Origin of the sequence: Hyunsoonleella rubra (genome assembly GCF_042684665.1) — a bacterium.
GTDB classification, from domain to species: Bacteria; Bacteroidota; Bacteroidia; order Flavobacteriales; family Flavobacteriaceae; genus Jejuia; species Jejuia rubra.
The window spans coordinates 101984-124154 of sequence record NZ_JBHULY010000011.1; the positions used below are offsets into that span (position 1 = coordinate 101984).

The 22171-nt window shown below is 36.6% G+C and carries 16 protein-coding genes; 12 read left to right on the forward strand and 4 right to left on the reverse strand.

What is annotated here, in order from left to right; genetic code table 11:
• The first annotated feature begins 25 nt into the window (after positions 1-25).
• The 4 genes from ACFSR8_RS06015 to lepA all read left to right on the forward strand — a co-directional run bounded on the left by ACFSR8_RS06015 (position 26) and on the right by lepA (position 4836).
• Entirely contained in the window at positions 26-1189 is a 1164-nt protein-coding gene (locus tag ACFSR8_RS06015; RefSeq protein WP_380290055.1) for a carboxypeptidase-like regulatory domain-containing protein, read from the forward strand.
• 70 nt (positions 1190-1259) lie between these two features.
• A complete protein-coding gene (locus tag ACFSR8_RS06020) occupies positions 1260-2654 on the forward strand; it encodes a radical SAM protein (RefSeq protein ID WP_380290057.1) in 1395 nt (464 codons plus the stop codon).
• Positions 2651-2857 carry a hypothetical protein gene (locus ACFSR8_RS06025; protein WP_380290059.1) on the forward strand — a complete coding sequence of 69 codons (207 nt, stop codon included), beginning with the start codon at positions 2651-2653 and terminating at the stop codon, positions 2855-2857. The genes ACFSR8_RS06020 and ACFSR8_RS06025 overlap by 4 nt, the downstream gene beginning before the upstream one ends.
• Before the next feature lie 182 nt (positions 2858-3039).
• Positions 3040-4836, forward strand: a complete 1797-nt coding sequence (lepA, locus tag ACFSR8_RS06030) for a translation elongation factor 4 (protein WP_380290061.1) — start codon at positions 3040-3042, stop codon at positions 4834-4836.
• 10 nt (positions 4837-4846) lie between these two features.
• On the opposite strand, the gene ACFSR8_RS06035 is transcribed toward lepA, so the two are convergent.
• The 4 genes from ACFSR8_RS06035 to ACFSR8_RS06050 are packed head-to-tail and all read right to left on the reverse strand — an operon-like array spanning position 4847 to position 9205.
• Positions 4847-5029 (reverse strand): hypothetical protein, encoded by a 183-nt coding sequence (locus tag ACFSR8_RS06035; RefSeq protein ID WP_380290063.1) that lies wholly within the window; start codon positions 5027-5029, stop codon positions 4847-4849.
• Positions 5014-5778 (reverse strand): LytR/AlgR family response regulator transcription factor, encoded by a 765-nt coding sequence (locus ACFSR8_RS06040; protein ID WP_380290065.1) that lies wholly within the window; start codon positions 5776-5778, stop codon positions 5014-5016. The genes ACFSR8_RS06035 and ACFSR8_RS06040 overlap by 16 nt, the downstream gene beginning before the upstream one ends.
• 9 nt (positions 5779-5787) lie before the next feature.
• Complete coding sequence (locus ACFSR8_RS06045) at positions 5788-6792, reverse strand: sensor histidine kinase (protein ID WP_380290067.1); 1005 nt, start codon at positions 6790-6792, stop codon at positions 5788-5790.
• Between the two features lie 16 nt (positions 6793-6808).
• Positions 6809-9205, reverse strand: a complete 2397-nt coding sequence (locus ACFSR8_RS06050) for a TonB-dependent receptor domain-containing protein (RefSeq protein ID WP_380290069.1) — start codon at positions 9203-9205, stop codon at positions 6809-6811.
• 213 nt (positions 9206-9418) lie between these two features.
• Between ACFSR8_RS06050 and ACFSR8_RS06055 the strand changes: the two genes are divergently transcribed.
• From ACFSR8_RS06055 to ACFSR8_RS06090, 8 genes are all read left to right on the forward strand, one after another.
• Complete coding sequence (locus tag ACFSR8_RS06055; RefSeq protein WP_380290071.1) at positions 9419-10069, forward strand: response regulator; 651 nt, start codon at positions 9419-9421, stop codon at positions 10067-10069.
• A gap of 58 nt (positions 10070-10127) precedes the next feature.
• Positions 10128-11867 carry a sensor histidine kinase gene (locus ACFSR8_RS06060; RefSeq protein WP_380290073.1) on the forward strand — a complete coding sequence of 580 codons (1740 nt, stop codon included), beginning with the start codon at positions 10128-10130 and terminating at the stop codon, positions 11865-11867.
• 84 nt (positions 11868-11951) lie between these two features.
• The gene (locus ACFSR8_RS06065) at positions 11952-14405 is read left to right on the forward strand and encodes a T9SS type A sorting domain-containing protein (protein ID WP_380290075.1); all 2454 of its coding nucleotides are present in this window, start codon (positions 11952-11954) and stop codon (positions 14403-14405) included.
• A 344-nt stretch (positions 14406-14749) separates the two neighbouring features.
• Positions 14750-15502 (forward strand): hypothetical protein, encoded by a 753-nt coding sequence (locus ACFSR8_RS06070; RefSeq protein WP_380290077.1) that lies wholly within the window; start codon positions 14750-14752, stop codon positions 15500-15502.
• A gap of 549 nt (positions 15503-16051) precedes the next feature.
• A complete protein-coding gene (gene glgA / locus ACFSR8_RS06075) occupies positions 16052-17254 on the forward strand; it encodes a glycogen synthase (RefSeq protein ID WP_380290079.1) in 1203 nt (400 codons plus the stop codon).
• Between the two features lie 34 nt (positions 17255-17288).
• On the forward strand, positions 17289-18557 hold the full coding sequence (locus ACFSR8_RS06080; RefSeq protein ID WP_380290081.1) for a glucose-1-phosphate adenylyltransferase: 1269 nt from the start codon (positions 17289-17291) through the stop codon (positions 18555-18557).
• Positions 18558-18597: 40 nt separating this feature from the next.
• Entirely contained in the window at positions 18598-20538 is a 1941-nt protein-coding gene (locus ACFSR8_RS06085; RefSeq protein WP_380290083.1) for an alpha-1,4-glucan--maltose-1-phosphate maltosyltransferase, read from the forward strand.
• A 4-nt stretch (positions 20539-20542) separates the two neighbouring features.
• Entirely contained in the window at positions 20543-22168 is a 1626-nt protein-coding gene (locus ACFSR8_RS06090; protein WP_380290085.1) for a trehalose synthase, read from the forward strand.
• Positions 22169-22171 lie beyond the last annotated feature (3 nt).

Genomic DNA, 22171 nt, shown 5'->3' on the forward strand with positions numbered 1-22171 from the left:
ATAGTAAAACATACATTAAAATCTAATGGCTAAATCACAAATAATCATATCGTTTTTTTTACTTTTTGTTTTTAAATTGACTGCTCAAATAAATTTAAGAGGAACTGTTTATTTTGACAATAAACCAAAGAGCGATGTAACTGTATATCTCAATAATACTACAATAGGAGCTATTACAGATAACAACGGTGAATTTAATTTAGAGGTAAACAATGGGGTTTATGAATTAATAATTTCACATATAGGTTTCAAGACTATGAAGTATAATTTTGATACCTCCAATTACACAAAACCACTCGTTTTTTCACTTTTAGAAGAAGAAGTTGTATTGGATGAAGTTGTTATAAAAGAGAAAAAAAACAATGATGAATGGGAACATAATTTTTCCGTTTTCTTTCGTGAATTTATGGGTACTACTAAGTTTTCGAAATCTTGCACTATACAAAATCCAGATGTTTTGTTTTTTGAATTTGATTCAGAAAATAATATTTTAAGAGCAGAAGCTATAGAGCCATTGCAAATAAGAAATGAAGCTCTAGGCTATGATATTTTCTGCGATTTGAAATACTTCTCAGTAGAAAAAAATAACTTTAAATATTTGGGATATTCTTATTTTTTAGAATTAAAAGGGAGTAAAAATAAGCAGAAGAAATGGCGAAAAAACAGGTTAAAGGCCTATAATGGTTCGCCAATACACTTTTACAAAAGTATTTTGAAAAATTCATCTAAGGAAGAAGGTTTTGTTATAGATGCGTTTGTAAGAAAGAAAAATAAAGATAAACCTAGTGAAGAGGAATTATTAAAAGCTAGAAAGGAATTATCTAAATCCAATGTAATACTTAATTTTTCAAGAAAACATATTGACTATTTATACAAATCCGATATAGCCTCTTCAGAAATCATTCATAAAGAGAATAATAAAACGTACCTAAAATTTGATAATAATTTAAGAATTACATATCTCAAAGAAAAGCAAGAAAAAGGTTATGTTTTAAGATACAAATCTAATCCACCTATTGTGGCGTTACCACAAGTATCGAACATAATTCCATTAACAGAAAAAATCATAATTTCCCCACAAGGAATTTTAGCCAATCCGCTAAATAATGTGTTATATGAAGAATACTGGGCTTATGAAAGATCTGCACATGCTTTACCTCTTGATTATGAACCAAATTATGGGAATTAAAAAACCTTATAGGTATGAGCGAAGAGTAACCTACCTGCAAGCAGGCAGACGCCCAAATAAAAATTAAACTATGCCAACAAGAAAATATACCTATTACGATTTTACCCTGAGCCTTTGCCCGGAATGTTTGCAACGGGTGGATGCGAAAATTGTGTTTGAAAACGGGAAGGTGTACATGCTGAAACGTTGCGATGTGCACGGCAATTCTAAGGTGCTGATTGCGGACGATATCGAGTATTACAAAAATATTAGAAACTACAATAAGCCGAGCGAAACGCCGCATACGTTTAACACGAAAACGCACTATGGGTGCCCGTACGACTGCGGGTTGTGCCCGGACCACGAACAGCATTCGTGCCTTACGGTGGTGGAGGTGACGGACCGTTGTAATTTAACCTGTCCAACCTGCTATGCGGGGTCGTCGCCCACATACGGGAGACACCGCAGTTTGGAGGAAGTCAAGGCTATGTTGGATGCTGTAGTCCGAAACGAAAAGGAACCGGATGTGGTACAAATTTCGGGTGGGGAGCCGACCATTCATCCGGAGTTTTGGGCCATTTTGGATTATGCAAAATCGCTACCCATTCGGCATTTGATGCTGAATACCAACGGGATTAAAATTGCTAAGGATTTTGGGTTCGCTGAGCGCTTAAAAAGCTATGCACCTGATTTTGAAATTTACTTGCAATTCGACTCTTTTGAGAATACGGTTTTGCAGGAATTGCGCGGTGCGGATTTGTGGGATATCCGGGTGAAGGCTTTGGAACATTTGAATGCAATGAATTTGTCGACGACACTGGTGGTAACACTTCAAAAGGGTTTGAATGATACTGAAATTGGAAAAATTATCGACTTTGCACTACAACAAAAGTGCGTGCGCGGGGTGACGTTTCAGCCCACTCAGATTGCGGGGCGATTGGACAATTTTAATCCCGAAACGAATCGAATGACCCTCACCGAAGTGCGCCGTAATATTATGGAGCAGACTGATATTTTTACTTCGGACGATTTATTGCCCGTACCCTGCAATCCGGATGCTTTAGTGATGGGTTATGCACTTAAATTGGACGGCGAAGTGTTCCCCTTGACACGCTACATCAACCCCAACGATTTACTGGATAATAGCAAAAACACCATTATTTATGAGCAGGACGAGCAATTGCACGGGAAAATGATTGAACTCTTTAGTACGGGAAATTCCGTTGAGGTTGCCGAAGAAAACTTAAAAAGTATTATGTGCTGTTTGCCAGATATCGATGCGCCGAATCTGGGATATGACAATTTATTTCGTATTATTATCATGCAATTTATTGACGCTTACAACTTTGACGTGCGTGCGATAAAAAAATCCTGCGTGCATATTGTGGATAAGGACAATAAAATTATTCCGTTTGAAACTATGAATTTATTGTATAGAGATGAGAAGAAAAAACAACTGGACGCACTTAGGTCGAATATATTATGAACACATTATTAATAGAAGCAAACTACGACGCCCTGTTATATTTGGTCTTGGCCATTATGTTCGGCCCTGCCATAATATTGACTATCATTGGCCTGCTGGTTCGAAAGAGCAACAAAAAGGCGGCCAAGGTACTTTTTATTATTGCCGTTGTTTACTGTATCATCAGCTTGGGCATTTGTGGTGCTTTGGCTGCTGGGTTTTAAAATTTAGTACAAAAATATCTTCTGTTTTTCGCATTTGAACCCATTTCTATTTACTGAAAAAATATCCACATTTTTCTCAATTTATTGAGACCTGACACGTTTTCGAAACCTGTGAAGTATGGTACGAAGTCTGACCAAAAAACAACTATATTTGCAACATCTTTTTTTAGGTGAATTGATTTATGAAGCACATTAGGAATTTTTGTATTATTGCGCATATTGATCATGGGAAAAGCACACTGGCCGACCGTTTGTTGGATTACACGGGTTCGGTAACTGCACGTGAAAAGCAGGACCAGCTGTTGGACAACATGGATTTGGAGCGCGAACGTGGGATAACCATCAAATCGCACGCCATTCAAATGGACTATGAATATGAAGGTGAAAAATATATCTTAAACCTCATCGATACCCCTGGTCATGTGGATTTTTCATATGAGGTATCACGTTCTATTGCAGCATGCGAAGGTGCCCTTTTAATTGTTGATGCAGCACAAAGCATCCAAGCCCAAACCATTTCCAATTTATATCTGGCTTTGGAAAACGATTTGGAAATTATTCCAGTATTAAATAAAGTGGATTTGCCAAGCGCCAACCCCGAAGAAGTAACCGATGATATCGTGGATTTATTGGGTTGCGACCCCGAGGAAGTGATTCACGCCAGCGGTAAAACTGGTTTTGGCGTAGATAACATTTTAGCCGCTATTATTGAGCGTATCCCTGCACCAAAAGGGGACCCAAATGCACCCTTACAGGCCTTGATTTTTGATTCGGTTTACAACACCTTTCGGGGGATCGAAACTTATTTCAGGGTATTTAATGGTGAAATCAAAAAAGGACAGCATATTAAATTTGTCGCTACCGGTAAAGATTATTATGCTGATGAAATCGGTACTTTAAAGCTAAATCAAGTTGCAAAACAAAATGTAAAAGCAGGTGATGTTGGCTACTTAATTACAGGTATAAAAACAGCTAAAGAAGTTAAAGTTGGTGATACGATTACTGATTTTGCAAAACCAACACAAAACATTGTTGAAGGATTTGAAGACGTAAAACCAATGGTATTTGCCGGTATTTATCCAGTGGATACTGAGGATTATGAAGAGCTTCGCGCTTCCATGGAAAAACTGCAATTGAATGATGCCTCTTTGGTCTTTCAGCCCGAAAGTTCTGCGGCATTAGGTTTTGGTTTCCGATGTGGGTTTTTGGGGATGTTGCACATGGAAATTATCCAGGAACGTTTGGAGCGTGAGTTTGATATGACGGTAATTACTACAGTACCCAACGTGTCCTATCATGCATTTACAAACAAAGAACCCGACGAGATAATTATTGTAAACAACCCGTCTGATTTGCCCGATCCTTCCACCTTAAACCGTGTGGAGGAACCTTATATCAAGGCTACTATTATTACCAAGGCCGATTTTGTGGGTAACGTGATGTCATTGTGTATTGAAAAGCGTGGCATCATCACCAATCAAACGTATTTGACCACCGAACGGGTAGAGCTGACTTTTGAAATGCCTTTAGCAGAAATCGTTTTTGATTTTTATGATAGGCTCAAAACAGTTTCAAAAGGGTATGCGTCTTTTGATTACCACCCCATTGGGATGAAGCCTTCAAAGTTGGTAAGGCTGGATATACTTTTAAATGCACAACCCGTGGATGCGCTTTCAGCTTTAATTCATGCAGAAAATGCGCAGACCATCGGTCGTAAAATGTGTGAGAAATTAAAAGAATTAATTCCACGCCAACAATTTGATATTCCTATTCAAGCGGCCATTGGCGCAAAAATCATTTCCAGGGAAACTGTAAAAGCTCTGAGAAAAGACGTGACGGCAAAATGTTACGGGGGCGATATTTCGCGTAAGCGTAAACTTTTGGAAAAACAGAAAAAAGGTAAGAAACGTATGCGCCAGGTAGGTAATGTAGAGATCCCACAACAGGCGTTTATGGCGGTATTGAAGTTGAATGATTAAGCACAGGCTATCAAACAGGTGCGTTAGGGATTGTAGTGGCATCCTTTTTAAGGCTCATAAAAACTAAATTGTAATTAGAAACCCATTGTTTGAGATTGCCACGTCGCTGTGCTCCTCGCAATGATGCCTTAAAAAGATATAACGGAAAGCCCGACCCTTGTGGTAACGCCCAAAAACTTATTGTTCTAACCATTTTCTAAAATCTGATGTGGTGGAGGAACTCGTCATTACTTTTTCTTTTACATGCGTCATTTGGATAAGTAACCTGTTCTTAAAATGGCTTTCTATGTTTTCGATATAATCGATATTTATAATCTCGCTACGGTTAATTTTAAAGAACTTTGTGGGGTGCAGTTGTTGATGAATGGCGCCTAGATTTTGCGATATGGTATGGCGTTTTCCATTGTTATCTGTAGCAATACAAAAATCTCCCGAAGCCTCAATAAGATTGATGTCTGACACATTTAACAGCTGAATACCTTTTGCTTTTTTGATGACAAAACGTTTTTTGTAATTGTTGTGCTCTGCTCTTAAAGCCGATTTGAGTTCGGCAATGGTTTGCTGATTTAACTTGTTATAATTTCCTTTTTGAAATAGCGATTGGTATTTCTCAATGGCTTTTTTAAAATCGGATTGTGTATAGGGTTTTAAGATATAGGCGATACCATTGGTGTTAAAGGCTTGAAATAAATACTCGTCGTGTGCCGAACAGAATATAATTGGAGATTCTATGAAAATTTCATTGTACAAATCGAATGACACACCATCTAACAATTGAATGTCTGATAAAATAAAATCGTATTTGTTTTTGAGAATTAATGCTTTACCATCGTTATTTGAGCGTGCCCAATCATGAGAAACTTCTTCTTCAAAATAATCATTTACAAAAGAAACTAATTTCTTGTATGCAGGTATTTCGTCTTCTAAAATTAAAATTTTCATACTTGAAAATTATTCAATAAGTTTAATAATTGGGATGGAAATAGTGTATTCTTTATCTGTGTTAATAATGACAACTTTTTTGTCCGATAGTAATTGATATCTTGCTTTTAAATTATCTAATCCAGTTCCAAAAGATTCGTTTTTAGAAAGGATACTCGATTTTGTATTTATAACTTTTAGTGCATTGTCTTCTACTAATATAGTAGCTTTAATTGCTTCGTTATTTTGAGGTTTGTTATGTTTTACCACATTTTCTAAAAGGGTTTGTATAGCTCCAGTGGGAATAAATTTATCTTCAATAGCAGTATTAACATCGACCTTAAAATCGTAATCATTTTCAAAGCGCGTTTTAATTAAAAAAATATAGTTCTCTGTCAATTCAATTTCTTCGGCCAATTCCATGACCTCGGCATCCTTCGTTTTAATTAAATAACGGTAAATTAAAGATAATCTGTTAATATATTCTTTTGCTTTATTTGGGTTACCATCAATTAAACAGTCTAAGGTATTTAGGTTATTAAACAAAAAATGCGGGTCTATTTGAGAACGTAATAATTTTAGCTCGTTTTCTTTTTGTTGCTTTTCAACAGTTAATAACAATGTTTGGCTTTCATAGAATTTTTTGGTTAAAAGTAATCCGAAAAGAAACCCTGTATTGTCTGAAGCTGTCGAAATTCCCAGAATAGCAAGCTTGTGCCATTTTGGGAGTTCGCTCCAGCTATAACCTTTTGCAAAAAAAACAATAGTTTCAAGTAAGGCCCCAAAAAAGGACAATATTAAAACTCCAAAGACAATAAAATAAAAGTACCTTTTCTTAAATAAATACTTTGGAATTAACACATAAAAGAAAACAACAATAATACTTACCGAAATTAATATAGATGAAAAAGTATCAGCTATAAAAACGCTGTACAGGTCATTTTTAGAATGGTATGTAACTGTCATTAAAAGGACAAATACCCCATAGTAAATTACCAATAAGATTCTATCTGATGTATTAAATTTAGTTATCATTAATTAGTATTTACCTCTAGTTTCCCGTACGCCCTTTTTCTGCTGTATTTCCAGTTTGATGTCTTTTAGCTTTAATGTTTTTATTGCCAAATTTGTAGCTCACAGATAGTTGAAACGATCTGCTGTCATAATAATATCTTGCTGTTTGAAATACGCCATTAACCCTGCTTTCATTTCTTTCTGCAGAACTTTTAAAAATATCATTTCCTCTCAAGGATATATTTAAATCCTTTTTCAACAATAAATATTGCAGGGATAAAGATAACGAACTGGCTGATTTCGTGTTAAAAATACCATTTACACCAGGAAAGCTATACCAAAAATAAACTCCCAATAGCAATGTTTTATCCGTATTCACATTAAAATCATTATAGGTTGAAATGGTTGCATTTATTCCTTTTTGATCCTCTTGTTGCTCTTCTAAATTAAATTCTGATTTGGAATAATTTACATCGAAGCTATTACTACTGCTCCACCATTTAATTTTATTGAATGAGTAGTTTTCTGAAAAGCCAATTCGATTTGTATTTATAAAATTTTCATTGGTAAAACGAATAATATTTGTAGTAGTATCTGCTAATGGCACTTGTGAAAACAAATTATCTTCATAGCTATAGTATAGTTTTGTTACGAAGTTTTTATACGTATTTATTAATTCAAAATTATCTATGAAGGCTGGTTGTAAAAAAGCATTTCCTTCGATGGTTTGAAACGGGTTGACAAAATATAAATTTGGATTCAACTCAAAAAAACTTGGTCTATCAATGCGTTTGCTATAATTAAACGAAAAATTAGCGTTTTCTGTTGCGCTATACGACAGGTAAAACGTTGGAAACAATTTTGTGTAGTTATTTTTAACAGATATATTTAAATTAGTAGATTTAGAGTTTGTTTGGGTCGCTTCCATTCTTAACCCAAATTGTACACTCCATTTATCATTTAGATTTTTATTGGCAGAAATATATAATGCTTGAATGTTTTCTTTATAATGAAAATCATTTTCGGATAATGGCAAATTTGTAACAGGAGCGTTAACCAATCCACTGTTAAAAAACAAAATATCGTTTAATGAGTTTGAGTTAGATATTTTCCCTCCAAAACTTAAATCTAACCTGTTTAAAGGATATTCAATATCTAATTTAGCAGATACATTTGTTACATCTTGTTTATTTGTGTTTGTGCCTCTATAAAATTGTTCTGAAAATGGGTTTTTTATAATTGAAACCCCATTATAGGTTTTGGTATCTGGGTTTTTATATGCGAAGTAATCCAAATTAAAAGTTATTTTTCGCCCTAAAGTATCTATGGCAACCTCATTGTTATAGTTTAATGAATGAATTTCTGGGCTTAAATCCATTGTTCCGTCCGATTGGAGAGATCTTAAAGTTTCATTGGTATTGTAATCAAAAACAGGAGTAAAAGGCGTATCTGTTACACCAAAATTTATGTTATTGTATAAATACTGTCCGCCCATTGTCCATTTAGAGGTGATTTGGTAATTTATGTCTATTCTTCCATTAAGCCTCTTAATATCGGCTTTAAAAGGAGAAGACGTGTACCAAAGCCCATCCGGAAAATAGGCATAATCGTCTTGTTCTTGATAATAAGTTCCGTTGCTATAATTATATGACGTTGCTATACTAAACTTATCTTTATTAAAATTAAAATTCCCTCCAAAGGAGCCCGTAGAATAGCGCTGTTGTCTGTAAGCAGATTTTAACTGGGCATTCCACGAATCCTTCTTGACTTGTTTTAAAGTAATATTAACCAACCCGCTATTGCCCGACGCTTCATACTTTGCTGGGGGCGTTGTAATAACTTCTATGTTTTTAATATCTTCTGATGCTATTGATTTTAAAAATTCGGAAAGATCCTCGTCTGATAATTGTACTATTTTATCGTTGACCATTACCTGAAGACTACTTTTTCCTATCATCATAATTCTGTTGTTTTGTACGCGTATTGCGGGAGTAACCCTTAAAACTTCTAAAGCATCCCCCTGAGAGGCTTTTGACGAATTTTCAACATTAAAAACTAGGCGGTCTATTTTTCGTTGAATTAGCTTCTTTTTTGCTTCAACAACAACTTCATCCAATTCTTGCGAACTTACAACACTTATAACTCCTAAGTTAATAGATTCCTCTGCTACAGTAATCTGCTTGGTGTAAAGTATTTGCCCAACATAGGTAACTTGAAAGGTGTAATTTCCTCGTTTGGCATTGAATTTAAACGTGCCCTTTTTGTCCGTTATACCGCCCGTAACAATTGAAGATTGATTAATAAGTAACGTTATTTCAGCAAACTCTAGAGGTTGTTTGTTTTCATCTGTTATTGTTCCTGAAACTTGGTTTTGAGCGTGTAATGAAATTAAGCTTAAAAGGAATGCTATGATAATTTTGATTAATACATTCATAACTGCTCGTTTTTGATTGATAGCATAAATTTATGCACACAACCTTGGTTTTGGAAACAGTTTCTGACGAATCGGGGTTAAAACAAGTTAAAGGCTGTTTTTTTGTTGATGAGTATAAAAACTAATATGCCAAGTAGGTAATGTTGAAATTCCGCAACAAGCGTTTATGGCGGTATTGAAGTTGAACGATTAATCTTTTTTGTATCTTTCTTCATGTATATTGCTTGCATGGAGGGCCGACCAAAACACATCCTTATTTGCGAAGACCATCAAATCGTTGTTGATGGCCTGCTTTCTATTTTTGAAAACCAGCCTGATTATCAGGTTAAGGGCTATATTTCAGACGGAAATAAAGTCATTCCGGAAGTAAAAAAGCATAATCCCGATGCTATTTTATTAGACCTAAATCTTCCCAATAAAAACGGTGTTGATATTTTAAGGGAACTCAAGCTTTTGTTTCCAAAGTTAAAGGTGATTATACTCACCATGTACAATAAGGAAAGTATCGTTAAAAAAGTGCAACAGCTAAAAGCGGATGGATTTTTGCTGAAAAATTGTACCTCCAATGACCTTTTAAATGCCTTTGATTCAGTTTTTGAAAATGGCAAATTTTACCTTGGGAAAGGGGTAAAAAAAACAATTGACGAAACCGATGGCTTCATTCAAAAAATAAATATCACCCGAAGGGAAAAGGAAATTATTGCAGAGCTTATTGAAGGCCTAAATGTTCCGGAAATAGCAGAAAAGCTTTTTATTAGTGCCTACACAGTAGAAACCCACAAAAAAAATATCTTCAAAAAATTAAATATCCATAATTCCATTGACCTTGTAAAACTTGTAAATGAAAAAAAGTTACTTTCATAATAGTATTCTTTTTTTCCTCATAGCGTGCTTAGGCTCTTGTCTCAGTACAAAAGCGCAGATGGATACCCTTGTATTAGACTCAAACTTCAAGACCATCAACCTAAAGCAGTTTTCGGTAATTAATCAAAGTGAAAGGCATCAGGAGCCCGACACTAGAAACTACTTTTATTTCAGTTTCAACAACACCTTCAACACTATTGATTTCGCACTAAAAAATGAGACCGACGTGGATAGAACTGTCATGTTACAGTTGAGTTATGCGTACATTAAAGAAATTGTTTTGAGTAAACATGAAAAAGGTGGTTTAATCCCGCTCTTTACGACCGGCATTGAGCACCCTATTTCCAGTAAAGCAGTTTCGCATAGGTTATTTACGTTCCCCATTCGGCTCAACCCAAAAGAAACAGGGGCTTACCAACTAAAATTGAAAAAAGAGGAAGGGAAACCATTGGCCACTTCGGTGTGCTTAAAAAGTGAAAACACCTTTGCAAAACAAAATTTTAAGCAACAGTTACTAATTGGGGGCTATTTTGGGGTGAGCCTCTTGTCCTTCGTTTTCAGTCTGTTTATCTTTTTCTTTCTAAGGAATAGTATTTATGTCATTTATGCTGCCTATATAGTTTCTTTGGGCCTGTTTATCAGTGCCTACATCGGAGTATTTTCACAGGTGTTTTTAGATGAAAACCGTACAGTAAATAAATATGCCAATTATGTAGTATTTAGTGAAGTTTCCTTAATCCTTTTTGCATTGTTTTCGCAAAAAATATTGGAGACCAAAACTTACACACCCAAACTAAAAAAAGGTATTGAGGTTTTTTTAGGTGTCGTAATAGCACTAAGGCTATCGATACACTTTGTTTTTACACATATTTTTGAAAATGCAGTTGCCGTATTTATGAAAATCTGGTATGGTTTTTTTATCATTCTCATCAGTATCATAATTGTACAAATAACGGTGTATTACAGAAAGAACAATAAGCGCACATCTCTTTTTGCGCTCGCCTATGTTTTTATGATTTTTGGCACATTTGCAAGTATTTTATACCACAGCTACGGTTTAATCGACACCTATTTTTATGATTTACCAGTGCTTTTTTACACTTCGTTTTTAGAAATACTATTCCTAACATTTACAGTGGTATTTATGGTGAAGGACATTTATGACGAACGTAATGTGCTTTCTGAAAAAATTGTCATTGAGGAACGTAAAAACTTAACGGCATTTATAAAAGGCGAGGACGAAGAAAGAAAGCGCATAGGCAAGGAATTGCACGATAACATAGGAAGCAAGCTTAGTGTTTTGAAACGTTTTGTTTCCGATAAGTTTAATGATGAAAAAGTTACCGAAACCATTGACGCCATTTGTAATGATGTTAGAAATTTATCCCATGAAATTTCGCCATCGGATTTAAAAATCGTGGGGTTTAAAAATGCGGTGGAAGACCTTTCAAAAACACTTACAGATCAAACATCGCTACAAGTTAATTTTAACAGCTTTCAATTTCCAGAGACTTTAGACGAAGAAACCTCGATTCAATTATATAGAGTTATTCAAGAAGCATTTAATAATATTTTAAAGCATGCCAACGCAAAACAAGTGGACGTACAACTTATGGGGCATGATGATAGCTTTGCCATATCCATAGAAGACGATGGCAATGGTTTTGATTTAGCGCATACTAAAAATGGTTTGGGCTTAAAAAATATGCAATCTAGAATTCAGCAAATAGGAGGTTCAATTTCTATTGATACCTCTCCTCAAAAAGGCGCATCTATTCTTATTTCAATACCAAATTAATTTAAAAATCTACCTGAACTCTGGTATTGCGCCTGATGGTGATTTTAGCCTAGTTTTACACTAATCAATTTAAAGCATACCCTAATGAAAACACAATTAGTAATTCTGATGGTGTTAGTTTGCCTTTTCAAACTAAACGCCCAAACCGATGGCTGGCACCTATTTACAAAGCCAAGCGAGATCAGCAAAATTATACCAGACGACATTAACGCCAGCGAGTTGCATATAGCTACCGACATAGGTTATATAAAATACAACACCAGTAGCAATATGGTCACCGACATGTTGAATCTGACGAGCCAGGTTCCTGCAATAACCAATGTAAAAGATATTGCCCTGGATCCAACTAGCAACGATATAGCCATGACTATCAAAAATGGAATCGCCATTTATAACGGGAGTACGCTGTCTGTTTACACATACGATACCTCCGATTTAACCATTGGCGAAAGCACCTCGCAGTTTCGTTATTTAAAAGTGGCTTATGCCAAAGATGGTACTCTTTACATTTTTAAGGAAGATGCTTTTGGCTATCAAATTTTTGATAATGGTGTTTTTCAAACTGAAAACACAACTACGTTTAGACCTCAAGATGTTGTGGAAAACAGTGCCGGCACCAAAGCATTTTTTGCCACAAGCAGTAAAGGCCTTTGGGAACTGGATAAAGGTACTGATACTTGGACAAATTTTACGCCATCAAACTCCAACGTAGTTTCAAACAACCTCACTTCGTTATTTATGAGTACCACCGATTTGCTATATATTGGCGGATATTCCGGTTTGAATACACTTAGCGATTCCGGAGTGTGGAACACATATCAGGAAAATGATCCCGTAAATGCCTTTCCCTATAATATTTTTGATATTTCTTTAAACGAAACATCAGGCGAACTGCTTTTACAAACCTCCCTCGCAAACTCATATTATTTTGGAATAACTTTGGCAAATTTAAGCACGTCTACATGGACCAATTACAGAAACGACAATGCCAATTGCCTTAATGAAAATGTTTTTACTGCAACAACTTTTGATCCGGCAGGAAAAATCTATGTTGCGCCACAAATTTTTTCAAGTATCCCCGATATAGGTAAATTAGTTGAGTTTACCCCTTCGCCAGAAAATTGTTCTACTTTAAACATTAATTATTTAAATGCTCCAGTGGCCACCAGTTCTAATACGGTTGCGGATTTTTCAATACGCAAAAAACCCTCGGGGAACTTTGATATTGGATTTACCAGAACAAACGATGTTCATATTTCTGAAATAAATCCTAACACCTTTAATGGAACATTTTCGGCACCCTCAACATTAACGCCTTCTGCTGGAAACTTTACGTACAGCATAATTGGCGATAGCAACTACTTCATAGTTGAAAACAACGCAGGTTGGGTGTTTATTGATGAAAATAATACCTTGGTGCCTTATGCTCATGGCATATCTGATTACCTGGCGATAGTGACTAAAAAATCAACCGTCGCTGATTCGAACGACGGTTTCATTACTTTGATACACAAAGGTTTTGATGCTTCCTTTAATTATCGCGTTTATAAAACCCGTTGTAATACTGCCACAGGAACTTGTACTCCACCCGAGGAACTATTTACAAACGACAGGGACCTAACTAAAAACATAATTTTTGGTTCTTCGGAAAACTCCAGTACAAACAAAACACATACTGTTGCCCTCAAAACCGATAATTCTGGAAATTTAAAACGAACCCAAGAAAGCTGGGAACCGAACCAACCCGCCGTAAATAATTGGGATAGGATACATGACGTTTTTCCTCGTTTTGACCCCGTTGTATTTTCCTTTGTATTAGATGATTTGGTAACAATTGCATCGTTATTTGCACCAGCACAAGAAACCGATCTAGATATTAGAGAGGATGATAGTGATGGAGGTACATTTACCGAAACTAAAACCTTTGACAGCAACAATAATGGCAATAATGAAGATATTGAAACAGTTACAGAACTGGTTTTAACGGATGATGAAGCCACCAAATTTATTGCAGCTATTATGATAGGACTAGAGCAATTTAATAGTGATCCCAGGTTTAATCATTTTGCGACAAAATATTTGTATTTGAAAAATATCGATCCCATAACCAAAAGACTTAATTCGGAAGAACGTGATTTGACCGACACATCTTGGGACACCAGCAACCTCCCTGAAGACTTTTCAATTAGGAAAGCTGAAATAAAGCAGTACAGTAGTACGCAAGCATTTATGGTTTTGTTTACCAACTATGGGATGCTTATTAAAACCGCAATCGATATTTCAAACTTACTGTTAGATGTCAAGCAATACCAATCAAACATTAATCGCATTGCGCTTTTCCCAAATCCCGCCTTGGACACCATAAGTTTTTCGAATAAAAGTATTTTAAAAACCGAAATATTTGATCTAAATGGAAGAAAATTACTAAGCACAAATGGATACACCATCTCAATAAAATCATTGCCAAATGGATTATATGTAGCCAAAGGTGCTACCCAGGATAATAAGACAATTTCAAGAAAATTAATAAAAATATAAACAATGCTATTAATCAGCCCTTTTGGGGTAACCAACCAAATCAAGATGTATGTTTTAAATTGATTTAACAGGTATCTTGAAAAAGGAGGTTTCAACTGAATCTGGAGCCTCCTTTACTTTAGATTATCTCAACTTTAGTATATGGAATGCTTGCTTTACAAAACTCTATGATTTCAATTTAAGATAAATATTATGACAACATTTCAACTTAATTTTACCATAAGACACTATAAGCCAATATATTATTCGATTTTTTATCGTATATTTAAACTGTCCACACCTCAACTTTCTGCTTTTTTCAATCTTCTTAAGTTAGAAAACGTAACCAATTCAAACTATATATTATGAAAACAAGACACCTTAACTTCGTTTGCATTTTAGTGCTCTTTCTTTTTTCAAACAGCATGTTTTCCCAGGACTACAACATGTTTAAATTGATTGCCGATGCTACAGAGAACACCTTTGAAATTGCCCCAACAGCAATCGAGATTGCTGAAGATGCGCCTTCGGCATTAATGGGCGTTTCGGATGATTTTAGAGAATCTTACGCCCTTGAGCCGCATGACCCTGAAGGGGCATATCTACTCTCTGCTACAATGTTGGCCCTTGGTGTGGGAATTGCTTTTGGCAATGATAATTTTTTATACTGTTTACATGCCGCCTATTTCATGCGACTGGCCTCATTAGGCAAATCATTCCTCTACGCCGCCGCTGGTTTAGCTTTAATTGGAGCAAGCAACGACTTTTTTACCCAATTTTTAGTGGAACCCTCATTACGGTTGCTGATGTTCTCACCCCTTACTATGTTTAGTCAGGTCTATTTGTTTTATGGGCTCATGCTGGCCTACGCCTTCGGCTCAGAAGATTTTGATAGTGGTGGTAAGGATGATATCACAAGATTTACCGCGGCCCTTGTGGTTGGCTTTGCCATTATCATAAGCTCTGTCTTAACATTGAGATTGGAGACCAATCTTGTGACGCATACAAGACTTACTCGAGAGCCTGACGGAGGTGGCACTAAATTTGAAACCAATAATACCATTGGAACCATAATGCAAAACAATTTCCTCTTGTTCGGAGTGCTGATAAATTTATAAATTACAAGGACAATTATAAAAGTTTAAAAAAACTCTTAAAAGCCTTCGGCAATTTACCGAGGGCTTTTTCTTATTGCGCCATGCTTTAATAAGCGGTTTTTAACCAATTATTCCATTTTATTTATGCTTTTGTAGAATTTCATAATAATTCTTTAACATCTCCATCGGATTGGCATTTTTTTTTATTGAAAATTTCCTTTTCTTTTCAAAACACCTTTTTTTTCATAAAAATTTCGTAGCCCAAAATTGTTAATAATTAATTTTGTAAATTTAGAACTGAGACTTTTACATGAAAGTCTCATTTTTGTCAAAACCCCAAAAACACTATAAGTTTCAACCATTTTTTGTAGGTAGGCAATAGTCTCAAAATTAAAAATTGTTATTAACAATTTAACATTTGTTTGGACTGTATTTTATTATATGTCAAACAATTACAACGTTCTAAAATCATATTCGTAATTATTAAAAGTAGCATCGAGAAAAGGATGTCGCGTTGCTTAAATTCCTTTCTTTTGATGAGAATTAGACTAAAAACTGACACTAAACTTTATGAAAGCACTTTTTTACACTAGGGAATTTCCGCCATATGTCTATGGGGGAGCAGGGGTACATGTTGAATATCTAGCCGATGAGCTATCCAAATTGATGGATCTGGACGTAAGATGTTTCGGCGATCAGGACACAAAAAATGGTAGTTTGAGTGTAAAAGGCTTTCCCTTTGAAGACGGGGTTTTTGCGGATAGTGACGACAAACTAAAATCGGTATTTAAAACCTTAAGCACGGCGCTGCATATGAATGCCGATGCCGTAGATGCCGATGTCGTGCATTGCCACACATGGTACTCGCATTTTGCCGGCATCATTTCCAAACTTTGCTACGGGACGCCATTGGTTATCACAACACATTCATTAGAACCATTGCGCCCATGGAAACGGGAGCAATTGGGCCGAGGTTACGATGCCTCTGCCTGGGTAGAAAAAACAGCGATTGAAATGGCGGATGCCCTAATTGCAGTTTCAGAAGAAACTAAAGAAGATGTGATTAAGCATTTTGATGTGGATGAAAATAAAGTCAAAGTCATTTACAACGGGATCAACTTGCAACAGTACGTACAAACTTCTGAGACTTCGACTTTAGATGCCTACGGTGTCGATAAAAGCAAGCCTTATGTGCTTTTCGTGGGGAGAATTACACGTCAAAAAGGGATTATTCATTTAGTAAATGCGATAAAATATATTGACCCAGACACGCAAATCGTACTTTGTGCCGGCGCTCCAGACACCAAGGAAATTGGGCAAGAAATGGAAGATGCGGTAAATGTGGTGAAAAAAACCAGGGATAACGTTATTTGGATCGATAAAATGGTCACCAAAGAGGAAATTATCCAATTGTATTCCCATGCCGATGTATTTTGTTGCCCATCAATTTATGAGCCTTTTGGCATCATCAATATTGAAGCCATGGCCTGTAATACGGCGGTTGTAGCCAGTGCGGTAGGCGGCATAAAAGAAGTAATCGTTCATGGTGAAACAGGCCTGTTAATTCCTTTGGAGCAGCAAAAAGTTGCGCCTTTTGAGCCTATCGATCCGGATAAATTTGCACGGGACTTGGCTGATGGCGTTAATAAAGTCATCAATGACGATGCCTTAAGAGCATCGATGGCCAAAAAAGGCAGAAAGCGCGTGGAAGATTACTTTGATTGGATTGCGATTGCCAAACAAACAGAAGAACTATATAAATCATTGATTTAAACTAAACATTCAACTAAATAAAAACAACTACAATATGATTAACAATAAAGTTTTAGCCATTATATTAGGTGGCGGTCAGGGCTCCAGATTGTATCCGTTAACCGAAAAACGTTCTAAGCCGGCAGTTCCGATTGCGGGAAAGTACAGGTTGGTGGACATCCCAATCTCAAATTGCATAAATGCTGATATTAAACGCATTTTTGTGTTAACTCAATTTAACTCCGCAGGTTTAAATAAGCATGTTAAAAACACGTATCAGTTTAGTTTTTTTAGCAGTGCATTTGTAGATGTTTTGGCCGCTGAGCAAACACCGGAAAACAAAACATGGTTTCAAGGAACCGCCGATGCGGTAAGACAATGTATGCCACATTTTTTAGGTAATGATTTTGAATACGCCCTAATTTTGTCTGGTGACCAATTGTATCAAATGGATTATGATAAAATGATTGAAGCCCATGAGGAGGCTGGCGCAGAAATTTCCATTGCAACAATTCCCGTTAATGCTAAAGACGCTACCGGCTTTGGGATCCTAAAGGCAGACAACGAAAATATTATCACCTCCTTTATTGAAAAACCGGACGCTAGTTTATTGCCGGAATGGACATCAGAAGTAAGTGACGACATGAAGGCTCAAGAGCGCCATTATTTGGCTTCAATGGGTATTTATATCTTCAACAAAGATTTGTTGGTTAAGCTAATGGCAAACAAGGACACCATGGACTTTGGCAAAGAAATCATTCCGCAGTCTATTGATTCACACAAAACCTTAAGCTATCAATATGAAGGCTACTGGACTGACATCGGAACCGTAGAATCATTTTTTGAAGCTAATTTAGGGCTAACCGATGCAATCCCTAAATTTGATCTTTACGACAATAACAGAAGGATTTACACACATGCCAGAATGCTACCCACCACAAAGATTGCGGGAACCGTTTTGGATGCCGCTGTTATCTCTGAAGGTTGTATTATAGCCGCTTCGAAAATTGAAAAATCTGTTATTGGCATTCGGTCAAGGATAGGAAAAGAAACCACTGTTAGTAGTACTTATATGATGGGTAACGACTTTTACGAAACCCTTGAAGAAATGGAGGCTAATAACATAGAAATTCTAATGGGTATCGGCGAACGTTGCGTTATTAAAAATGCTATCTTGGATAAAAACTGTCGCATTGGTGATGACGTTAAAATTATCGGAGGAAAGCACCTTGAGGACATTGAAACGGACACCTACTGCATTAAGGACGGTGTTGTAGTTGTCAAAAAAGATGCAACAATTCCTAAAAACACAATCATAGAATAAAAATTTTCAAATAACTTTTATATCACTATTGACCAAAACTATGCAAGACCAAAGACGTGTTGTAATTGACCATGTATCACCAAGTGTAAACAGTGGTGAGTTTTACATCAAAAGAGTTGTAAACGAAATTGTAAATGTTAGAGCACATATCCTAGCAGACGGCCACGATGTTTTAGGGGCGACCATTTATTATAAGCACGAAAATGAGAAAAAGTGGCGCGAAACTAGAATGACCCTCGATTTCAACAATGAATGGCAGGGAGCTTTTACTGTCAAAAAACAGGGGTTTTACAGCTATAAAGTTGAGGCTTGGGTAGACTACGCTTTAAATTGGAGGCACGGGATCATAAGAAAAATTGATGACGGACAATATGTGCGTTCCGAATTATTGGAAGGTGCCGATTATGTAAAAGACATCGTCGACAAAGTAGCTTCTGCTGAAGATAAAGCATATCTAAAGGAATTACAGGCCATTTTCAGCAATGAAGACAAATACGGTGAAGCGTTGAATGAAGCAACTTCCGAAAGATTATATAAATTATTTTATGATAACCCTGTAAAACTTTTAGAAGCTACTTCAAAGGAGTATGATGCATATGTAGACCGGAAAAAAGCACGTTTTAGTACATGGTACGAATTCTTTCCGCGTTCGGCCTCCGAAAAGGAAGGAGTTCACGGTACTTTTAAAGACTGTGAACGCCTATTGCCCCGTATTAAAAACATGGGGTTTGATGTGGTATATCTACCTCCAATTCACCCCATCGGCGAAGTTAACCGAAAAGGTAAAAACAATACAACCGATGCAAAACCAGATGATGTCGGCTCCACTTGGGGTGTGGGTTCCAAATATGGTGGACACAAGGATATCCATCCAAAACTGGGGTCTTTAGAGGATTTCAAATCCCTGGTACAAAGAGCAAAGGACAACAATCTGGAAATAGCCATGGACTATGCCCTGCAAGCTGCACCCGATCATCCATGGGTGAAAGAACATCCCTCATGGTTTAAATGGCGACCTGATGGGACCGTTCAGTATGCGGAAAACCCGCCTAAAAAATATCAGGACATATTACCGATTTATTGGGAAACTGAAGATTATCAAAACCTATGGCACGAGTGTTTGGACATTTTGCTACATTGGATTGATTGCGGTATTGAAATTTTCAGGGTGGATAACCCGCATACCAAGCCCTTTCACTTTTGGAATTGGATCATTACCCAGGTGAAATTGAAACATCCCAACGTTATCTTTTTGGCCGAAGCGTTTACAGCACCAAAGGTAATGGCACAATTGGCAAAACAAGGCTATACGCAATCTTATACTTACTTCACTTGGAGAAACACCAAACACGAATTGACCGAATATGTTGAGGAATTGACCAGAACGGAATTACGTGAGTACATGCAACCAAACTTTTGGCCAAATACTCCAGATATCAACCCGTTCCATTTGCAAAGTACGGGTGAATCCAAACATATGCAGCGCTATGCGTTGGCGGGGACCTTAAGTTCTTGTATTGGTATTTATGGACCTGTTTTTGAGTATATGCTATCTGATTCCCTTTTGGGAAAAGAGGAATATTTAAATTCCGAAAAATTCCAAATAGCACATTACGATTGGAACATTCAAAATAAATTGACCACGGTAATTGCCAAAATCAACTACATCAGGCACTTAAATGAAGCGTTGCAACAGACCAATAATATTAAATTCTGCTATGTAGATAACGATAATTTAATGGCCTACTACAAGTGGAACGATGCCAAAACCAACCACATTTTTGTGATTATTAGCCTTGATGCCCACAATTCGCAACAAGGAACAGTACAATTGCCCTTGCATGAACTTGGGGTACAGGCCGGCCATCACATGGAAATGCACGACTTAATAACCGACAGCCGTTATACTTGGCACAACGAATGGAATTTTGTGGAGTTGCACCCAACGTTACCATTCCACATATTTCAGGTAAACAAATAAGCCTATGCTTGAAGCTTCTTCTAAAACAACAGATAAAACCTCGTTGGTATTTGATGTAGTCTGGGAACAGCTCCTGGACGACACCAATTTTATATCTGTGTTTCTGTCTGATGTTTTGGAAGACTATATTCAACAACAACGATGGTACGGAGGTAAAGCCAGTAAATTGAAATACATCGAGCTTGAAGAATATTTCAGGATTCAGCAAAACGAAGAGGTATACTACGGGCTAATTTTAGAGGTGAATTTTGTTGAGGCCTTCTATCAGCATTATTTCCTCCCAATCGCCTTTGTAACGGATGAATCTTTTGCCAAAAAAGATAGAATCTTACCAATTTCAATAGGAGGCAAAGAAGGCTATATTGTTGATGCTATCAATTTGGAAGCATTCAGAAAACTGGTTTTTGAAAGGATAATGACCGCTGAACCCATTGACCGCACCAAAGTGCAATACCACAAAAGTGCGCGCTTTCAGGATACAGCGTATCAATCCTCAAGATTTATGGGGCTAGAGCAAAGCAACACCTCAATTATCTATAATGATACCTGTGTGTTAAAATTCTTCAGAAGAATATATGCTGATAAGAATCCTGATTACGAAATGAGCCGATACCTTTCGGAAAAAAGGGAATTTAAAAACACGCCACCTTATTTGGGAAGCATCAATATTTTAGATTCCGAAAAGGAACTAATTACCATTGGACTGATGCAGGAAATGATTCCTAATGAAGGGGATGCATGGGATTACATGTTAAAAGAATTCAAAAGGATTTTTAAGGCGTTCGATGATAAAGGTATTAATGCCTCGGCTATACCTAAAACAAAGCCCTTTTTGAAGATAGGGATAGAAGATCTCCCTGCCGTATTGGTAGATTGGGTAGGCCTGGATGTTTTGAAAAAGGTACAAACCTTGGCCAAGCGCACAGCCGAAATGCACATCGCACTCGGCTCAGAGTTTGAAGAGACTGCTTTTGCGCCAACGCATTACAATGGTGATTATGAAGTTTGGCTGAAAAATCGCCTGTTGTATCAATTTCAAAATCGGTTGAATACGGTTGAAAATAATCTGGATAAACTCGAAGGTTTAGCTAGAGATATGGCACGCGAGTTTCTTGACAAGAAGAACCTTATTAGAAAACGTTTTGTGAATTTTGATTGGACTCAGTTGAAAGGACAGCGCATTCGTATTCATGGAGATTATCACCTCGGTCAAATTTTAGTTAAAGACAATGATTTTTACATTTTAGATTTTGAAGGTGAACCCGAAAGCACCATTAGAGACAGAAAGGTAAAACAACCTCCGTTAAAGGACGTAGCAGGCCTATTCCGAAGTTTTCATTATGCTATTTATACCACTATTTTCAACCACTTAAATAACCAGAAGAACAACGAAGCAATTTTTTCGGCTGGCGAAACCTTGTATGACTACATAATTGGATTATTTTTGGGCACCTACATTACAGATATAAGAGATGCTAACTTAAATATAGGCTACAGTCAGGAACGTATTTTTTTATTGAAATATGCCTTGCTGGAAAAGGCCGTTTACGAATTGGGTTATGAACTTAATTCGCGCCCGCAGTGGGCAATAATTCCTTTAAAAGGAATTTCTAATATTATTAATAACTAACAA

What these genes read in the sequence shown, in the direction of transcription:
- ACFSR8_RS06080 (WP_380290081.1), top strand. Translation starts at nt 17,289, where the DNA reads ATGATTAACAATAAAGTTTTAGCCATTATATTAGGTGGCGGTCAGGGC.
- ACFSR8_RS06040 (WP_380290065.1), bottom strand. Translation starts at nt 5,778, where the DNA reads ATGAAAATTTTAATTTTAGAAGACGAAATACCTGCATACAAGAAATTA.
- ACFSR8_RS06050 (WP_380290069.1), bottom strand. Translation starts at nt 9,205, where the DNA reads ATGAATGTATTAATCAAAATTATCATAGCATTCCTTTTAAGCTTAATT.
- ACFSR8_RS06015 (WP_380290055.1), top strand. Translation starts at nt 26, where the DNA reads ATGGCTAAATCACAAATAATCATATCGTTTTTTTTACTTTTTGTTTTT.
- ACFSR8_RS06035 (WP_380290063.1), bottom strand. Translation starts at nt 5,029, where the DNA reads ATGGTTAGAACAATAAGTTTTTGGGCGTTACCACAAGGGTCGGGCTTT.
- ACFSR8_RS06045 (WP_380290067.1), bottom strand. Translation starts at nt 6,792, where the DNA reads ATGATAACTAAATTTAATACATCAGATAGAATCTTATTGGTAATTTAC.
- ACFSR8_RS06070 (WP_380290077.1), top strand. Translation starts at nt 14,750, where the DNA reads ATGAAAACAAGACACCTTAACTTCGTTTGCATTTTAGTGCTCTTTCTT.
- lepA (WP_380290061.1), top strand. Translation starts at nt 3,040, where the DNA reads ATGAAGCACATTAGGAATTTTTGTATTATTGCGCATATTGATCATGGG.
- ACFSR8_RS06085 (WP_380290083.1), top strand. Translation starts at nt 18,598, where the DNA reads ATGCAAGACCAAAGACGTGTTGTAATTGACCATGTATCACCAAGTGTA.
- ACFSR8_RS06065 (WP_380290075.1), top strand. Translation starts at nt 11,952, where the DNA reads ATGAAAACACAATTAGTAATTCTGATGGTGTTAGTTTGCCTTTTCAAA.
- ACFSR8_RS06020 (WP_380290057.1), top strand. Translation starts at nt 1,260, where the DNA reads ATGCCAACAAGAAAATATACCTATTACGATTTTACCCTGAGCCTTTGC.
- glgA (WP_380290079.1), top strand. Translation starts at nt 16,052, where the DNA reads ATGAAAGCACTTTTTTACACTAGGGAATTTCCGCCATATGTCTATGGG.
- ACFSR8_RS06090 (WP_380290085.1), top strand. Translation starts at nt 20,543, where the DNA reads ATGCTTGAAGCTTCTTCTAAAACAACAGATAAAACCTCGTTGGTATTT.
- ACFSR8_RS06055 (WP_380290071.1), top strand. Translation starts at nt 9,419, where the DNA reads ATGTATATTGCTTGCATGGAGGGCCGACCAAAACACATCCTTATTTGC.
- ACFSR8_RS06060 (WP_380290073.1), top strand. Translation starts at nt 10,128, where the DNA reads ATGGATACCCTTGTATTAGACTCAAACTTCAAGACCATCAACCTAAAG.
- ACFSR8_RS06025 (WP_380290059.1), top strand. Translation starts at nt 2,651, where the DNA reads ATGAACACATTATTAATAGAAGCAAACTACGACGCCCTGTTATATTTG.